General features: G+C 66.0%; 16 protein-coding genes. 6 read left to right on the forward strand and 10 right to left on the reverse strand.

The genetic code is table 11. The annotated features are described in order from the left end of the window. Positions 1–3: 3 nt before the first annotated feature. Positions 4–1,038 (reverse strand): ABC transporter substrate-binding protein, encoded by a 1,035-nt coding sequence (locus tag ShzoTeo12_RS25350; protein ID WP_318912989.1) that lies wholly within the window; start codon positions 1,036–1,038, stop codon positions 4–6. A 203-nt stretch (positions 1,039–1,241) separates the two neighbouring features. Then, positions 1,242–1,583, reverse strand: coding sequence for a hypothetical protein (locus ShzoTeo12_RS25355; RefSeq protein ID WP_318912990.1), 342 nt, complete (start codon positions 1,581–1,583; stop codon positions 1,242–1,244). On the opposite strand from ShzoTeo12_RS25355, the gene ShzoTeo12_RS25360 reads away from it, so the two are divergent. The 3 genes from ShzoTeo12_RS25360 (at position 1,582) to ShzoTeo12_RS25370 (ending at position 4,579) form a co-directional block, all read left to right on the forward strand. Then, on the forward strand, positions 1,582–2,673 hold the full coding sequence (locus ShzoTeo12_RS25360; protein ID WP_318912991.1) for an amino acid ABC transporter permease: 1,092 nt from the start codon (positions 1,582–1,584) through the stop codon (positions 2,671–2,673). The two genes, ShzoTeo12_RS25355 and ShzoTeo12_RS25360, sit on opposite strands and share 2 nt — an antisense overlap. A 97-nt stretch (positions 2,674–2,770) precedes the next feature. After that, positions 2,771–3,940 carry an FMNH2-dependent alkanesulfonate monooxygenase gene (gene ssuD / locus ShzoTeo12_RS25365; protein ID WP_318912992.1) on the forward strand — a complete coding sequence of 390 codons (1,170 nt, stop codon included), beginning with the start codon at positions 2,771–2,773 and terminating at the stop codon, positions 3,938–3,940. Positions 3,941–4,039: 99 nt separating this feature from the next. Further along, positions 4,040–4,579, forward strand: coding sequence for a GNAT family N-acetyltransferase (locus tag ShzoTeo12_RS25370; protein WP_318912993.1), 540 nt, complete (start codon positions 4,040–4,042; stop codon positions 4,577–4,579). Positions 4,580–4,654: 75 nt separating this feature from the next. On the opposite strand, the gene ShzoTeo12_RS25375 is transcribed toward ShzoTeo12_RS25370, so the two are convergent. Continuing rightward, the gene (locus ShzoTeo12_RS25375) at positions 4,655–5,110 is read right to left on the reverse strand and encodes a hypothetical protein (RefSeq protein ID WP_119255222.1); all 456 of its coding nucleotides are present in this window, start codon (positions 5,108–5,110) and stop codon (positions 4,655–4,657) included. A 46-nt stretch (positions 5,111–5,156) separates the two neighbouring features. Next, positions 5,157–5,504: a YidB family protein gene (locus ShzoTeo12_RS25380; protein WP_119255223.1), complete on the reverse strand. Its 348-nt coding sequence runs from the start codon at positions 5,502–5,504 to the stop codon at positions 5,157–5,159. A 536-nt stretch (positions 5,505–6,040) separates the two neighbouring features. Here ShzoTeo12_RS25380 and ShzoTeo12_RS25385 point away from each other — a divergent pair. From ShzoTeo12_RS25385 to ShzoTeo12_RS25395, 3 genes are all read left to right on the forward strand, one after another. Continuing rightward, the gene (locus tag ShzoTeo12_RS25385; RefSeq protein WP_318912994.1) at positions 6,041–7,492 is read left to right on the forward strand and encodes an NCS1 family nucleobase:cation symporter-1; all 1,452 of its coding nucleotides are present in this window, start codon (positions 6,041–6,043) and stop codon (positions 7,490–7,492) included. Positions 7,493–7,678: 186 nt separating this feature from the next. Continuing rightward, positions 7,679–8,584 carry a glutathione-dependent disulfide-bond oxidoreductase gene (gene yghU / locus ShzoTeo12_RS25390; RefSeq protein ID WP_318912995.1) on the forward strand — a complete coding sequence of 302 codons (906 nt, stop codon included), beginning with the start codon at positions 7,679–7,681 and terminating at the stop codon, positions 8,582–8,584. Between the two features lie 11 nt (positions 8,585–8,595). After that, positions 8,596–8,973 (forward strand): hypothetical protein, encoded by a 378-nt coding sequence (locus ShzoTeo12_RS25395; protein WP_318912996.1) that lies wholly within the window; start codon positions 8,596–8,598, stop codon positions 8,971–8,973. Positions 8,974–8,984: 11 nt separating this feature from the next. On the opposite strand, the gene ShzoTeo12_RS25400 is transcribed toward ShzoTeo12_RS25395, so the two are convergent. From ShzoTeo12_RS25400 to ShzoTeo12_RS25425, 6 genes are all read right to left on the reverse strand, one after another. After that, positions 8,985–10,049: a sn-glycerol-3-phosphate ABC transporter ATP-binding protein UgpC gene (locus ShzoTeo12_RS25400; protein ID WP_318912997.1), complete on the reverse strand. Its 1,065-nt coding sequence runs from the start codon at positions 10,047–10,049 to the stop codon at positions 8,985–8,987. After that, a complete protein-coding gene (locus ShzoTeo12_RS25405) occupies positions 10,046–10,969 on the reverse strand; it encodes a PfkB family carbohydrate kinase (protein ID WP_318912998.1) in 924 nt (307 codons plus the stop codon). Before ShzoTeo12_RS25405 ends, ShzoTeo12_RS25400 begins: the two co-directional genes overlap by 4 nt. Next, the gene (locus ShzoTeo12_RS25410; protein ID WP_413251173.1) at positions 10,970–11,992 is read right to left on the reverse strand and encodes an SIS domain-containing protein; all 1,023 of its coding nucleotides are present in this window, start codon (positions 11,990–11,992) and stop codon (positions 10,970–10,972) included. It abuts the gene before it with no gap. After that, entirely contained in the window at positions 11,989–12,834 is an 846-nt protein-coding gene (locus ShzoTeo12_RS25415; RefSeq protein ID WP_318912999.1) for a carbohydrate ABC transporter permease, read from the reverse strand. Before ShzoTeo12_RS25415 ends, ShzoTeo12_RS25410 begins: the two co-directional genes overlap by 4 nt. After that, on the reverse strand, positions 12,834–13,718 hold the full coding sequence (locus ShzoTeo12_RS25420) for a carbohydrate ABC transporter permease (RefSeq protein ID WP_119255230.1): 885 nt from the start codon (positions 13,716–13,718) through the stop codon (positions 12,834–12,836). Before ShzoTeo12_RS25420 ends, ShzoTeo12_RS25415 begins: the two co-directional genes overlap by 1 nt. A 66-nt stretch (positions 13,719–13,784) precedes the next feature. Beyond that, a complete protein-coding gene (locus ShzoTeo12_RS25425; protein WP_119255231.1) occupies positions 13,785–15,023 on the reverse strand; it encodes an extracellular solute-binding protein in 1,239 nt (412 codons plus the stop codon). Positions 15,024–15,084: the final 61 nt, after the last annotated feature.

A 15,084-nucleotide genomic window follows, 5' to 3' on the forward strand; every position in this document is an offset into this window, starting at 1 on the left:
GGATCACGCGAAGATATCGATGGTGACGCGGCCGGCGATTTCCGCGGGGTCGGTCGAGGCGTCGATGACGCCCGTCAGTTTCAGGTCCTCGTAGCCGATCTGCACTTCCTTCAGGAGATCCTTGCCGAACCAGTGGTCGTGATAGGTGAAGGCGGCGAGGACTTCCGTCAGGTCCTCCAGGGAGAGGCCCGGCTTCAGCGTGTCGAAGTACCATTTGGCCACCTCGTCGGGGTGCCTGGCCGTGTACTGGTGGATTTCGAGATTGGCCGCCGCGACGCGCTTGATGGCGTCCTTGTTGGCCTCGTAGTAGTCGCCGTTGACGCCGAGCACGCAGCAGACACGGTCCTTGAAGGTGCCGGTCTGCGTGTCCGCGACGCGGCGGAAGCCGTGCTGCTTCTCGTAGGAATAGGCCCAGGGATCCATATGCGCGACGGCATCCGCCTCGCCCTTCAGCACGCCCTCGGCGACGAGATCGAAGGGGAAGACCTTCCAGGTGACGTCAGTCTCCGGGTTGAGCCCGGCCTTGGCGAGCGCGACCGAGAAGGCGACGCGCGAGGGCGACATGACGTCGAAGGTGCCGATGGTCTTACCCTTGAGGTCGGTCAGCGTTTTGATATCGGAGTCCGGCTTGACGAGGATGCTCTGGCAGCCGCCATGCGAGCCGGCGAAGAGCCGCACGTCGAAGCCCTGTTCGATCGGCTTCAGCCAGTCGTAGAGAAGGCCGGGGCCGGCCTCGGCCTTGCGGGTGGCGAGCGCCTGGATGAGCGTCTGGCCGCTCGAACCCTGGTAGAACAATTCCACATCGAGGCCGTGCTTGGCATAGATGCCCTTGGCAAGGCCGAAACCGACGGGAGAATGGCAGGCGGCGACCTCGGTCCATTCCAGCTTGATCGGAATGAGGTTGCCGGCAATGGCATAGCGCGTCGAGCGCGCGCCGATCACGCCGGCGGTGGCGGCAAAGGCGGTGACGCCGGCGGCCTTGATCAGGCCGCGGCGCGACAGGCCCCTGGAAAGGATGGTTTCGGACTGCTGGCTCATCGGATGTCCCCTCGAATGACGATGAGACCAGCCTAGCGATAATTAATTTTGTTTATAGATTTTATAGATTATTATGGCGTCGGAAAGGGAAATATTCTTTCATCGAGGGCCGGCGCGATGGATTTGGCATGCGGCGTCGATAGCTGGCGGAGCAAACGAAAATCTGCGACAGCCCTTCAAGGAAAGCGGAAGGCGCCCGCCCCTCAGAACGCGAAGCGGATGGAAGCGCCGAGATTCACGCGCAGCACACGATCGATCTCATAGGGATTGATCGGTGTCGTGCCCAAATTACCGAAACGGGTATTGCCGGTCTCGAACCCGCCCGCATAGGAAACCAGGGCATCGAGGCCCAGGACGGCTTTGGGTGTGATCCTGTGCCAGACGCCGGCGCCGACCTGCGCGACGGGGCCGATCTTCGTATGGTCCGCGACATCGGACACGAAACTCCCCGTCCCCCTGTCCGTCTCCGTCACGCCGGACAACGTGTTGAACGTCAGTCCCAACCCGGCCGTGCCCCTGAGCGTGGTGGCCTCGGAGAGGGGCATGTCATATGCGACGCTGCCGGCGCTGCGCACCGGCCTTTTCGGAACACGCACCAACACGCTCATCACGCTTGCGATGCTCCTCGTCCTCTCGCAGGTCATGCCGCCGTTCCTGCGCTGGGCGGTGCTCGACGCCACCTTTTCCGGCAATGCGGAGGCCTGCAGCCGCGAGGGCGCCTGCTGGGCCTTCGTCACGGCGAAGCTGCGCTTCATCCTCTTCGCCTTCTATCCGCCGGAGCTGCAATGGCGGCCGTCGCTGGTCATCGTGCTCCTCGGCGCGATCCTTGCGGCAAGCGCGCTGCCGCGCTTCTGGGGGCGGACGCTGCTCGTCGCTTGGCCGCTGACCATCCTTGCCTGCTGGCTCCTGATGCAGGGCGCCTTCACCGCCACGCCCATTCCGTCCAACCAGTGGGGCGGCCTGCCGGTGACGCTCTTCGTCTGGGCGGTGTGCTTCGCCGCGGCGACGCCCATCGCCGTGCTTCTGGCGCTCGCCCGCCACTCGACGCTCGGGGGCCTGCGCACCTTCTCCATCCTTTATATCGAGCTGATGCGCGGCACGCCCATGGTCGCCATCCTCTATGTCGCCATGCTGATCTTGCCGATGGCGCTGCCGGACGGCCTTTCCTTCGACAAGATGCTGCGCGCCATCCTCATGGTCACGCTGTTCTGGGCCGCCTATATCGCCGAGGTCATCCGCGCCGGCCTTCAGGCCATCCCCAACGGCCAGACCGAAGCGGCGACGGCGCTCGGCCTCGACTACTGGCGCACCCAGCGCCTGGTGATCCTGCCGCAGGCGCTGCGCATCGTCATCCCCGGCATGGTGAACCTTGCCATCGGATTCCTGCTCGCGACCTCGCTGCTCGCCGTCATCGGCATCTTCGACCTCCTCAACGCCGCCCGCGCCTCGGCCGCCGATCCGCAATGGCTCGGCTTCTACAACGAAGCCTATATCGTCGTGGCCGTCATCTATTTCGTGATCTGCTTCGGCGCCTCGCGCTACAGCCGCTGGCTGGAGCGGCGCCTTGCGGGCGGGAAGGAAGGCTCCGCCTCCGCGCCCGCAGGCGGCCCATCGCCCGCCCTGCGCAAGGAATAATCCCGCCGGAGCGCTACAAGAGAATATAATTCCTTACTCAAACTATAGAATTTATTATCGTACCGGCATTCTCGTTCCCCAACCCGGAAGACAGCGCATGAGCAAGTCCGACCAGCCCCTCGATTTCCTCTGGTTCATCCCCAGTTCCGGCGATGGCGCCTATCTCGGTTCCGATGAGCTCGCCCGTTCGCCTGATCCGGGCTATCTGCGCGAGATCGCCGTCGCCGCCGACCGGCTCGGCTATTCCGGCGTGCTCATCCCGGTCGGGGCAGCGTGCGAGGAATCCTTCGTCCTCGCCGCCGATCTTGCCGCCCGCACCGAGAGGCTGAAGTTCCTTGTGGCGATCCGCCCCGGCACCGCGACGCCGGCCTATTACGCCCGCCTTGCCGCAACGCTCGACCGCGTGTCGAACGGCCGTCTCCTCCTCAACATCGTGGTGGGCGGCAGCGCGCAGGAACTGGCCGGCGACGGCATCTTCCTGCCGCATGACGAGCGCTACGACCATGCCGCCGAATTCTTCCAGGTCTTCAACGAGCTGATCGAGACGGGCCGTTCCACGCTCGACGGCAAGTACATCAAGGCGATCGATGCGAAGCTCGGCCTGCCGCCGGTGCAGCAGCCGCGCCCGCCGATCTATTTCGGCGGCTCGTCCGATGCGGCGATCGATTTTGCCGGTGGCCTCGTCGACAAGTATCTCACCTGGGGCGAACCGCCGGCGCAGGTGGCCGGGAAAATCGCCCATGCCCGCAAGGCCGCGGCCGCGAAAGGCCGGGAAGCCTCCTTCGGCATCCGCCTGCATTTCATCGTCCGCGAGACGGACGAGGAGGCGTGGGAGGCCGCCGACCGGCTGATCTCGAAGCTTTCCGACGACGCCATCGCCGCCGCGCAGGAGACGCTGACGAAGAACTCCGATTCCGTCGGCCAGGCGCGCATGGTGGCGCTGCACAACGGCCGGCGCGACAGGCTGGAGGTCTCACCGAACCTGTGGGCCGGCATCGGCCTCGTGCGCTCGGGCGCCGGCACCGCCCTCGTCGGCTCGCCGAAGACGGTGGCCGCGCGGCTGCGCGAATACCAGGCGCTCGGCATCGACACGGTCATCGCTTCGGGCTACCCGCATGTCGAGGAGGCCTACCGCGTCTCCGAGCTGCTCTTCCCCGAACTCGGCCTGCCCGGCCCCCATGGCCAGCTCCGCTCCTCCTTCGGCGACCGGCAGGTCTTCGGCGGCGGCGGACATGCCGGCAATGTCAAGCTGACATCGGCCTCCTGAACGATGAGGCAAGGCGCCTGTCTTGGCGCGCGCCCGGCCGGGCGATATAAGGCGGTCCGCACCCTTCGTTCGACCGCCCTCCCGCCCGGCTCCAGGACAATGACGACCATTCCGGTAGTAGAAACAGACCGCCTGCTGCTGCGCGGCTTCCGACCCGACGATCTCGACGCCATGGCCGCTATGTGGGTGATGCCCGAGGTCGTGCGCTATATCGGCGGCGTTCCGCAGACGCGCGAGCAATGCTGGGTCCGCCTTCTCCGGCAGATCGGCATGTGGAGCGTCATGGGCTTCGGCTTCTGGGCGATCACGGAGCGGGCAACGGGCGCGCTGATCGGTGAAGGTGGCTTCCATGAGATGCACCGCACCATGGACCCCAGCATCGCGGGCACGATGGAGGCCGGCTGGGGCCTGATGCCCGCCTGGCACGGACGCGGCTATGCCAGCGAGGCGCTGGACGCCATGCTGACCTGGGCCGACGCGACCCATCGCGGCAAACCCGTCACCTGCATCATCGCCCCCGAGAACGCGCCCTCCATGCGGCTTGCCCGCAGGCACGGCTTTGCGGAATTCGCGCGCACCCTGTACCAGGATAGCGAGATCGCGGTCTTCCGTCGCCTCGAAGGGCCGAACGCGGCTTGAGCCTCGACGCCCCGAACGATAAAGGCCCGCCGGGAGGGCGGGCCTTCGTCATGCGATAGGATACCTTGACCGCGATCAGCCGCCGGCCTTCAGGGCCGCGCTGCAAAGGCTCCAGTAGCCGCCGCCCTTCTGGATCCATTTCAGGTCGTTGAGCGTGCCGGCATCCTTGTTGACGTGATAGGAGTCCACGCAGGTCTTCAGACGACCCTTCGCCGGGGTCTCACCGGCATATTTCTTGTCGACGGCCTTCGGGAAGCTGACGCCCTTCGGCGCTTTCACCTTCGCCTTGGCCGGTTCCTTCTCGGTCGTCGCCGCAACGGCCTTGTTATCGGCGTCGTCTTCCTTGGCGGCATCCGCGCCGCAGAACTTCGCGCGGAAATCGTTCCACTTGACGTCCTTGGCGGAGCCGTCGGCCTTGGCGGCCTGATATTTGGTGCTGCATTCCTTCATCGTGAGAGCGGAAGCAGGGCTGACGAAAGCCATGGAAGCCAGGAGTGCTCCCGCAGCCATAAGCGTGACACGTTCGAACATGGATTTAGCCTCGATTGAATCGTGATGTCTGCGAAGGCCGCCCGGCTCAGGAGGGCAGCGTTCCATTCGGCGTGGCGGCATCGACCGCCTTGGGGAGATATTGCGCGAGAAGCGTCGGCACCTCGCTCAGATCGACCCCGAATGTCTTGGCCAGGTTCTGAAGTTGCGTTGAAGAGAGGGCTTGCTGGATCTGCTCGGCAGAAACCGGAAGATTCTCACCGGTCCCGACCCAGGATGTGACCTGTTCGCTGAGGCCCGCCGAATGCAGCTGCGCGAGAACCCCGTCGAGACCGCCCGCGTTCTCGAACATCTGCGTGGCGACCGCCCCGAGATTCACGTCCTTGCCCTGCAATACATCGGTCAGCACCGATCCCAGCCCATCGAACAATCCCATTGCGGATGTCTCCTTCCATTGCTGCGGACAGCTATTCCTAGCACCGGCAAAACCCGTCCGCAAACGCGCAAATACGGCAGGCGAGACCTGCCCGTCACGCGCGGGCGCCGGAATTTTCCCGTCCGCCCGCATCGTCCCTCCAAACAACCATGCGGCGAAAATTCGGACAAATTTATGGAGAGTTCATGGCAGCACCCCGGCAGCGTCGATCTCCTCTGCGGTAAAGCCCCGCGGCAAGGGACCGACTCGCGCGCGCCAACAGGCAACGCGCCATGAAACGACGGGGCATTTCGCCACCTCATCTTGAACCGAAGGTTGAAAGTCTTGTGCGCTTTCCGTGAAGACACCATGCGGGAAAGCGAGCAGTGCGCCGCCAAGCATTTGACATTTCTGCATTATCGCCCTTGCGGGATTATCTCCGCAAGGCGCCCGGACAAGGCCGCAGTACCGAACGGTTCGGTTCGGCATTGACACAGGCATGACTGTAGGATCACTTTCCATAGGCACAGGGTTCATTACGTCAAGAGGGGAAAACAATGACGATACCACCCGGTGCATCTCCGCAATTGTACAACGAGGACCTCGCGCCCGCCGAAAAGCGCAACTGGGGCGCCTTCTCGATCTTCAACGTCTGGACATCGGACGTGCACAGCCTCTGGGGCTACTATCTCGCCGCCAGCCTCTTTCTCTTCTGCGGCAGCTTCGTCAACTTCCTGCTCGCGATCGGCATCGGCTCGCTGGTCATCTTCGTGCTCATGCACATGGTCGGCCTTGCCGGCGTGCGCACGGGCGTGCCCTTCCCGGTTCTCGCCCGTGCCTCCTTCGGCATCTGGGGCGCGAATTTCCCGGCGCTGGTGCGCGCCATCGTCGCCTGCTTCTGGTACGGCGCGCAGACCGCGGCGGCCTCGGGCGCCATCGTCGCACTGCTCATCCGCAACGAGAGCATCCTGCAGTTCCACCAGTCCAGCCACATGCTCGGTCATTCGACGCTGGAGCTGATCTGCTACGTCATCGTCTGGGGCCTGCAGCTCCTCATCATCCAGAACGGCATGGAAACGGTGCGCAAGTTCCAGGACTGGGCCGGCCCGGCCGTCTGGATCATGATGCTGCTGCTCGCCGTCTATCTCGTCGTCAAATCCGGCGGCTTCTCCTTCAACCACACGATCCCGATGGACGTGCTGCTCGAGAAGACCAAGGATGCGGGCGTGCCGGGCACGCCGGGATCCTTCGCCGCGCTGACGGCGGTCGCCGCGATCTGGGTGACCTATTTCTCGGCGCTCTACCTCAACTTCTGCGATTTCTCGCGCTATTGCCCGAGCGAACGCTCGCTGACGGTCGGCAATCTCTGGGGCCTGCCGGTCAACCTGATCCTCTTCTCGCTGGTCGCCGGCGTCACCACCATCGCCGCCTATAACGTCTATGGCGAGGTGTTGCTCTATCCCGACCAGATCTCGGCCAAGTTCGACAGCATCTTCCTGGCGCTGCTCGCCGCGCTCACCTTCGCGGTGGCGACGCTCGGCATCAACGTCGTCGCCAACTTCGTTTCGCCGGCCTTCGACTTCGCCAACGTCTTCCCCAAGCATATCGACTTCAAGCGGGGCGGCTATATCGCGGCGCTGATCGCGCTGGTGCTCTATCCGTTCGCGCCCTGGGAAGGCGGGGCTGCCCATTTCGTCAACATGGTCGGCAACACGATGGGCCCGATCTTCGGCGTGATGATGGTCGACTACTACCTCATCCGCAAAGGCCGGGTGAATGTCGAGGCGCTCTACCGCGAGGACGGCGAGTTCCGCTTCGAGAACGGCTGGCACGTCAATGCGCTGATCGCCGCCGGCATCGGCATCGTCTTCTCGTCGATCCTGCCGGGCCTGACCTCCATCATGCCGTCCTGGTGGGGCGTCTACGGCTGGTTCTTCGGCGTCGCCATCGCGGGCGTGATCTACTACGCCCTGCGCTCGGCACGCGCCGGCAAGCCGCTGCCGGCCTGACGGGACTTCCCCGCGGGACGGGCGGCCTGCCGCACCGTCCCCGACTCCGGATCGGGGGTATCACGCTCCCGATCCCTTTCGCGTCACGGCCCGCCGCCGGGGATAGAGCCCGCGTATCTTTCCCGTCCATAGTGACTTTGCGCCGCGAAACTGGCTATGCTTCCGCCGACCAGAAGGATGGATTGCATGACCGAGAAATCTCCGAACGACAATTTCCCCGCCGGCTACGAACCGGCCGAAGTGTGGACCTGGGACAAGGGAAACGGCGGCACTTTCGCCAATATCAACCGCCCCGTCGCCGGCCCGACGCATGACAAGGCGCTGCCCGTCGGCAAGCACCCGCTGCAGCTCTATTCGCTCGCCACACCCAACGGCGTGAAGGTGACGATCATGCTGGAGGAGCTGCTGGCCGCCGGCCATGCGGGCGCCGAATACGACGCCTGGCCCATCCGCATCGGCGATGGCGACCAGTTCGGCTCCGGCTTCGTCGACGTCAATCCGAACTCGAAGATCCCGGCGCTGATGGACCATGCGCCGAAGGACGGCGGCAAGCCGCTGCGCGTCTTCGAATCCGCCTCGATCCTGCTCTATCTCGCCGAGAAGTTCGGCGCCTTCCTGCCGGCCGAGCTGCGTGCCCGCACCGAGGCGATCAACTGGCTGTTCTGGCAGATGGGTTCCGCCCCCTTCCTCGGCGGCGGCTTCGGCCATTTCTATGCCTATGCGCCGATCCGCATCAAATATGCGATCGACCGCTATGCCATGGAAGTCAAGCGCCAGCTCGACGTGCTGGACCGCCATCTCGCCGACAACCGCTTCATGGCCGGCGCCGACTACACCATCGCCGACATGGCGATCTGGCCCTGGTACGGCAGCCTTGCGCAGAACAAGCAGTACGGCAATGCCGGCACGTTCCTCGAAGTCGAGAGCTACAGGAACGTCCAGCGCTGGACGGCGGAGATCGCCGCCCGCCCGGCGGTGCAGCGCGGCCGCATGGTCAACCGCCTCACCGGCGACCCGTCGGAGCAGCTGCACGAGCGGCACGACGCCTCCGACTTCGACACGCAGACCGAGGACAAGCGCGGCAGAGCGTAGGAAGAATCGACATGGCAAACCTGCCCGACATGACCAAGCACCGCGGCTTTCCCTCCGGCATGCCGGGGACCGGCGTGCAGTTCACCATCCGCCGCGCCAATCCGCGCGGCGTGACGCCCATCAAGGCGCTGCCCCGGCGCGCCCGGCCGGGCACGGCGGAACACCGCATCGACGCGGCGTTCCTGCATGCCCTCTGGCATCATTTCGGCGACGAGCCCTTCGAGCGGGGCAATCTCGACGCCGCGCGCCTCAGCCTGCTCTTCGGCCGCGAGGTCGTGCCGGCGGAGAAGGATTTCGATCCGCTCTCCTACGAGGCCATGCTGATGATCGACGAGCGGGTCGCCCGCCAGAGCTTCCCGGAATCCTTCGAGGACGTGTTCGAGGTCTGACGCGCGGCGGCTCAGTTGAGCCGCTGCTCCGTTTCCGCGTCGAAGACGTGGAGGGCGGCAGGATCGACGGTGAGGAACACATCCCCGCCCGCCTCGATGCGGGCCGAGGCGGGGAGCGCCGCGACGAGGCGCTGGCCGCCGACCGTGACGGTGACGATGCGCTCCGGCCCGGTCAGTTCGGCGACCTCGCAGCGCGCGGCAAGGCGCAGCCCCTCGCCGCCGGTCCTGACGGCCTCAGGGCGCAGGCCGAGCACCAGCTTGCGCCCCGGCGCGAGCCTTTCCAGCCCCGGAACCGCAAGCACGATATCCGTCCCTTCGACCTTCACCCCGTCCGGCCCGGCGGTGGCGGCAAGGAGGTTCATCGGCGGCGCGCCGACGAAGGTCGCGACATAGAGCGTCGCCGGCCGGTCGTAGATCGCTTCCGGCGTGTCGAGCTGCTCGATGCGGCCGTTCCGCATCACGGCGATGCGCGTCGCCAGCGTCATCGCCTCGATCTGGTCATGGGTGACATAGACGACGGTCGTCCTCGTCATCTGGTGCAGGCGCTTCAGCTCCGTGCGCATCTCCATGCGCAGCTTGGCATCGAGGTTGGAGAGCGGTTCGTCGAAGAGGAAGATCTTCGGGTTGCGCACCAGCGCGCGGCCGATGGCGACGCGCTGGCGCTGGCCGCCGGAAAGCTGGCCGGGCTTGCGCTCGAGAAGATTCTCGATCTGGAGGAGCCTTGCCGTCTCCTCCACCGCGCGGTCGCGCTCGGCCTTGGCCACCTTGCGCATTTCCAGGCCGAAGCCGATGTTCCGGTGCACCGTGAGGTTGGGATAGAGCGCATAGGACTGGAACACCATGGCGATGTCCCGGTCCTTCGGATGCATGCCGACGATGGAGCGGCCGTCGATGCGGATATCGCCGCTCGTCGGCTCGGCAAGGCCGGCGATGATGTTGAGCAGCGTGGACTTGCCGCAGCCCGACGCGCCGAGCAGCACGAGGAACTCGCCGCTTTCCAGCGCGATATCGATACCCTTCAGCGTCTCGACGGCGCCGTAGTTCTTGCGGATGGCCTCGATGGTCAGCGTGCTCATGCCGGTCCTTTCTCGGCGGTCGGGACATACCGCCTCGGATGGGTGGAAATCGCCGTGGAGGCGACGGTCGTGCCGGCCGCAAGGCTCGCTTCCAGCCCCCTGCCCCCGGCATAGGCGGCAAGGAACGCCGCATTGAAGACGTCGCCGGCGCCGATCGTGTCGACCACCGCGACCTGCGGGGCCTCGGCCCGCAAGAGCCCGCCATCCGCATCGACGGCGATGGCGCCCTTCGGCCCGCATTTCACGACGACGACGGCGTCCTCCGGCATGCCCCGCTGCAGGATGCGGCCGGCCTCCGCCGGATCGGCGACGCCGGCAAGGCTCGTCGTCTCCACCTCGTTGAAGAGGGCGATGCGGCAGTGCGACAGCCAGCCTTTCGCCGCCGCCCGGTTGCTTTCCGTCCAGCCGTGCAGCGGCCAGCCGGTATCGAGCGCGACGGCGATGCCGTAGCGGTCCGCCCAGTCGAAGAAGCGGTCGTAGTCCTCCACCAGCCGGTCGGTGAGGAAGGAGCCGCACAGAAGCGCGATGCCACCAGCAAGGCGCGAACCGTCGAGCACCGCGAAGACATCCTCCAGGCTGAAGAGCGGCAGGTGCCCCCGCGTCGTGAAGAAGGTGCGCTCGCCATCCGGATGGGTGATGCCGACGGAAAGCGTCGTGCTGTCGCCGTGCACCGGCCAGTTTCGCGCCCGCTCGCCGAAGCCTTCCGCAAGCCAGGCGCCGAAGCGGTCGCTGCCGATGCTGGCGGCGATCTCGAAGGGTGTGCCGAGCGCCATCCAGGCAAGCGCCGCATTGCCGGCGGAGCCGCCGACACGCAACTCGTCATGATCGACGATGATCTCCGTACCCGGCTGCGGCCAGGGCGCGGCCGGGCCCATGATCAGGTCGACATTGACGTTTCCGACGACGGCAAGCGGTCTCACTCATTCACTCCGGGTAATCTTGCTGGAGCGCACCGGCGTTCCGGCATCAGCGACACGCGCGGCCGCAAAGGCGATCATCAGGCGCTGTGCCGTCGGCAGCATGGAAAAGACCGCGGCAAGTCCCGCCGAGGGCGGGAAGGCGATCGTCGCGGCCCCAGCCACCGGCGGATGGCCGGAAGCGTCGAAGACGACGAGCTTGGCGCCGGCCTCGGCCACGGAGACGGCCATGGCCGTCACCAGGTCGGCGGTCGCATCGTTGCCACGGAAGAGCACGACGCCCATTTCCGGCGACAGCATCTCCATCGGCCCATGCCGCAACTGGCCGCCTTCCAGCGAGAAGCACGGCACCCGCGACAGCTCCGTAAAGCCGAGCGCGATGGCTTCGGCAAGGCCCTGCAGATGCCGGCCCGACGTCACGACGGAGCGAACGCTTGAAAGGGCGGCAAGTGCCTCCTCGATGGCGGGCTCCTCGGGGTTTTCCAGTGCGGCGATGGCCGGCCCCGTCTCCTCGCCGAGCGCGCCGAGGATGGCAAGATGCAGCGCGAAGCTCACCATCAGGCTGCGTGTGGCGGCGAAGGCCTGCTCCGTGCCGCCCGCGCCGACAAGGCAGGGCGCGGTGCGGGCGAGGAAGGAGCCACCCTCCAGCGTGAAGCCGAAGGTTTCCGCATTGCCGCCGGTCTCGCCGAACCAGCGCAGGACCTCGGCGCTCTCGCCCGACTGGGACGTGATGAAGACGGTCCGCCCGTCGAGAACGAGCGGCGCGCAGAGCTGTTCGGAGAGCGGCAGCGCAATGGCGTCGATGCCGAGGCGACGGTAAAGCGGCTCGACCGCGCGGCCGACGGCATGCGAGCCGCCCATGCCGAGAAGCAGGAGCCGGCCCGTCCGCTTGAGGCTTTCGGCAGCCCGTGCCGCCATGGCGCCATTGGCTTGGAAGGAGGCCAGCGCATCGGCGTGCTGGCGTGCCATTTCCCGGTCGATGGCCCGGAGCCCTTCCGGCCGTGTCGCATTCGTCGTCATCGTCATCCTTTCACACCGCCGCTGGTGAGGCCGGAAATCAGGGCCCGTTGCATGAGAAGTCCGACCAGCACCGGCGGCAATGCGGCAAGCACGCCGGCGGTCGCGATCAGCCCGTAGTCGGAGACGCGCCCGCCCGCGAGGTCGGCGATTGCGACCGTCAGCGTGCGTGCGCGCTGGTCGGAGGTGAAGAGCAGCGCATAGAAGAACTCATCCCAGCCGAGCAGGAAGGCGAAGAGCGCCGACGTCGCGACGATGGGCATGGCGAGCGGCAGGGTGACGATGCGCAGGGTGGCAAAGAGGCTCGCCCCGTCCATCATCGCCGCCTGCTCGATCTCGCGCGGGATCCCGTCGAAGCCGGACTTCATCAGCCAGGTGGTGAAGGGCGCAAGGATGCTGAGATAGACGAGCGCAAGGCCGAAGACGGAATTGAGCAGGCCGAGCGCGGCGAGCGCCATGTAGAGTGGCACGGCGAGCGCGACCGGCGGCAGCATGTAGGTGGCGATGACGAGCGACAGCGACCAGCCGACGGACGGCGTGCGCGAAACGGCCCAGCCGGCCGGAATGGCGAGCGCGATGGCCGCGATCGTCGCCATTCCGGCAACGAGGATGCTGTTGACGAGCGATGCGACGAAGGAGGCGCCGGCGCTGTTCGGCACGGTGGACAGGAGGTTGGCGTAGCGCGAGAAATCCACCGTGCCCGGCCACCAGCGCAGCGGCCGCGCCATCAGGTCGGCGGCCGGCGAAATGCTCATGACGAAGAGCCACAGGATCGGCGCGAGGATGACGGTCGCCAGAAGAAGCGCGGCACCGTGGATGAGGATCGAAGCGAGGAGGCTGCGGCGTTCCATCAGGCGGCACTCCCGGCGGCGCGGCGCACCAGCATGCCGTAGCCGATCGCCAGCACCGTCACGATCAGCGTGACGACGAGGGCGAGCGAGGCCCCGGAGCCGGCGCGCTGGAAGGAGAAGGCCTCCTGGTAGACGAGGATCGACAGGGTGCGCGTGGAGTTGGCCGGCCCGCCGCGCGTCATGACCCAGATGATATCGAACACCTTGAAGGCCTCGATGGTGCGCAGCACCAGCGCCACCATCAGCGGCCCGGCAAGATAGGGCAGGATGACGAAGCGGAAACGGGCGAAGGGCCCGGCGCCGTCGACCAGCGAGGCGGAGGTGATGTCGCGCGGCACCGCCTGCAGCGCGGCGAGCGCGATGAGGGCGACCAGCGGGAAGTTCTTCCAGCAGTCGGCAAGGATCAGCGCCGTCATCGCGGTGGCGGGCTCGCCGAGCCAGGACCGGTAGGCATCGAGGATGCCGACCTGCGTCAGCGCGGCGTTCAGCGCGCCGTATTCCGGATTGTAGATCAGCCGCCAGAGCGTCGCGTTGACGACCGTCGGCAGCGCCCAGGGCAAGATGAGCAGGGCGCGCAGTACCGTGCGGCCATAGAATTGCTGGTTGAGAAGCAGGGCGGCGAGCACGCCGAGCACCATTTCCGCAGTCACCGAGACGACGGCGAACCATGTGGTCGCGGAAAGCGCGCGCAGGAAATTGCTGCTCGTCAGCATCTTCGCGTAGTTGTCGAAGCCGACGAAACTGCCGCCGAGGCCCACCAGCTTGGCATCGGTGAAGGAAAGCCGCACCGTGTCGACCATCGGCCAGCCGATGACGGCCAGCATGATCGCCAGAAGCGGCAGCATGAGAAGCCATGCCCGGGTCGTCATCCAGGTGCTGGACATAGCGTCCTCTCGTCCATTTCGATCAGAGCGTGCGCGGGCGGCCGGGGCCGCCCGCGAGGCATTCCATCAAAGGCCGCTGTTTTCCGCAGCGGACTTCAGCGCGTCCTCGGGCGTCGCCTGGCCGAGCAGTGCTTCCTGGATGGCCTGCTGCAGCGCCGTCGACAGTTCCTGATACTTCGGCGTGGTCGGACGCGGATACATGGCGGCAAGGCTGAGCTTGGCGGCCGCGATCATCTCCTCCTGGCCGGCGGTGACGGCCGGATCGTCATAGGAGGAGGCCCAGATCGGCAGGCTTAGCTTCGCATAGGCGTTCTGCGTTTCCTGCGAGGTCATGTGGACGATGTATTTCCAGGCTTCGTCCTGGTGCTTGCTCGTGGAGGTGATGCCGAGGCCCATCGAGCCGTTGACGGCCGAAACCTCGCTCTTGCCTTCCACGCCCGGCGCCGGCACGACGCCGACCTTGCCGGCAACCTTGCTGTCCTTGCCGGCATTGGCCATGTTGTACATGTAGGTCCAGTTGAGCGCGAAGGCCGCCTCGCCGTTCTGGAAGACGTTGCGCACGTCCTCCTCGAGGAATTCCTTCGAGTTCGGGTTGGTGACGCCCGACGTGTAGCTGTCGACCATGTATTTCAGCGCGTCGAGCCCGCCGCCTTCGGTGAAGGCCGGCTTGCCGTCCTTCAGGAATGCGCCGCCATAGGCGCTGACGAGGGTGGTATAGTCGCAGATCGCCGCTTCCGCCTGCGACCAGCTCCAGGCGATCGGCGTGGCGAGAATGCCCTTGTCCTTGATGGTTTTGGCCTGCTCGTTCAGTTCGGCCCAGGTCTTCGGCGGCGCCTTGATGCCGGCCTTTTCAAGGATCTCCTTGTTGTAGAACAGGTATTTGGTGTCGAGGATCCAGGGCATGCCGTAGGACTTGCCGTCATAGTCGACGGTGGTCCAGGCGCCGGGCAGCACGCCCTTCTTCATGTCGTCGGTGATGCGCGGGGTGACGTCGGCCAGCACGTTGTTCGTGGCATATTCGGCCGGCCAGATCACGTCGAAGAGCACGACGTCGTAGCCGCCGCCGGAGCCCTGCGCCAGCACGGTCTTGTCGTGCAGGCCCTCATAGGGCACGAATTCTAGGTTCACCTTGATATCCGGGTTCGCCTTGGTGAAGGCATCCGTCATGGCGCGCACATCCGCCTCGCTATAGGCGGCCTGCGCCATGAAGAGCGCGTTGAGCGTGGTTTCGGCAAAGGCGTGCGGGGCCGCTGCGCCCACGATGAATGCCGCGCCGAGAAGGGTCTTCGTAATCGATTTCAACATGCCGTCCTCCAGTTTGCTTGGTTATAAGCAAGGCGCCCGCGGCGCCCTGCCCTGTTCCCGG

The organism is Shinella zoogloeoides (genome assembly GCF_033705735.1).
GTDB lineage: Bacteria > Pseudomonadota > Alphaproteobacteria > Rhizobiales > Rhizobiaceae > Shinella > Shinella zoogloeoides_A.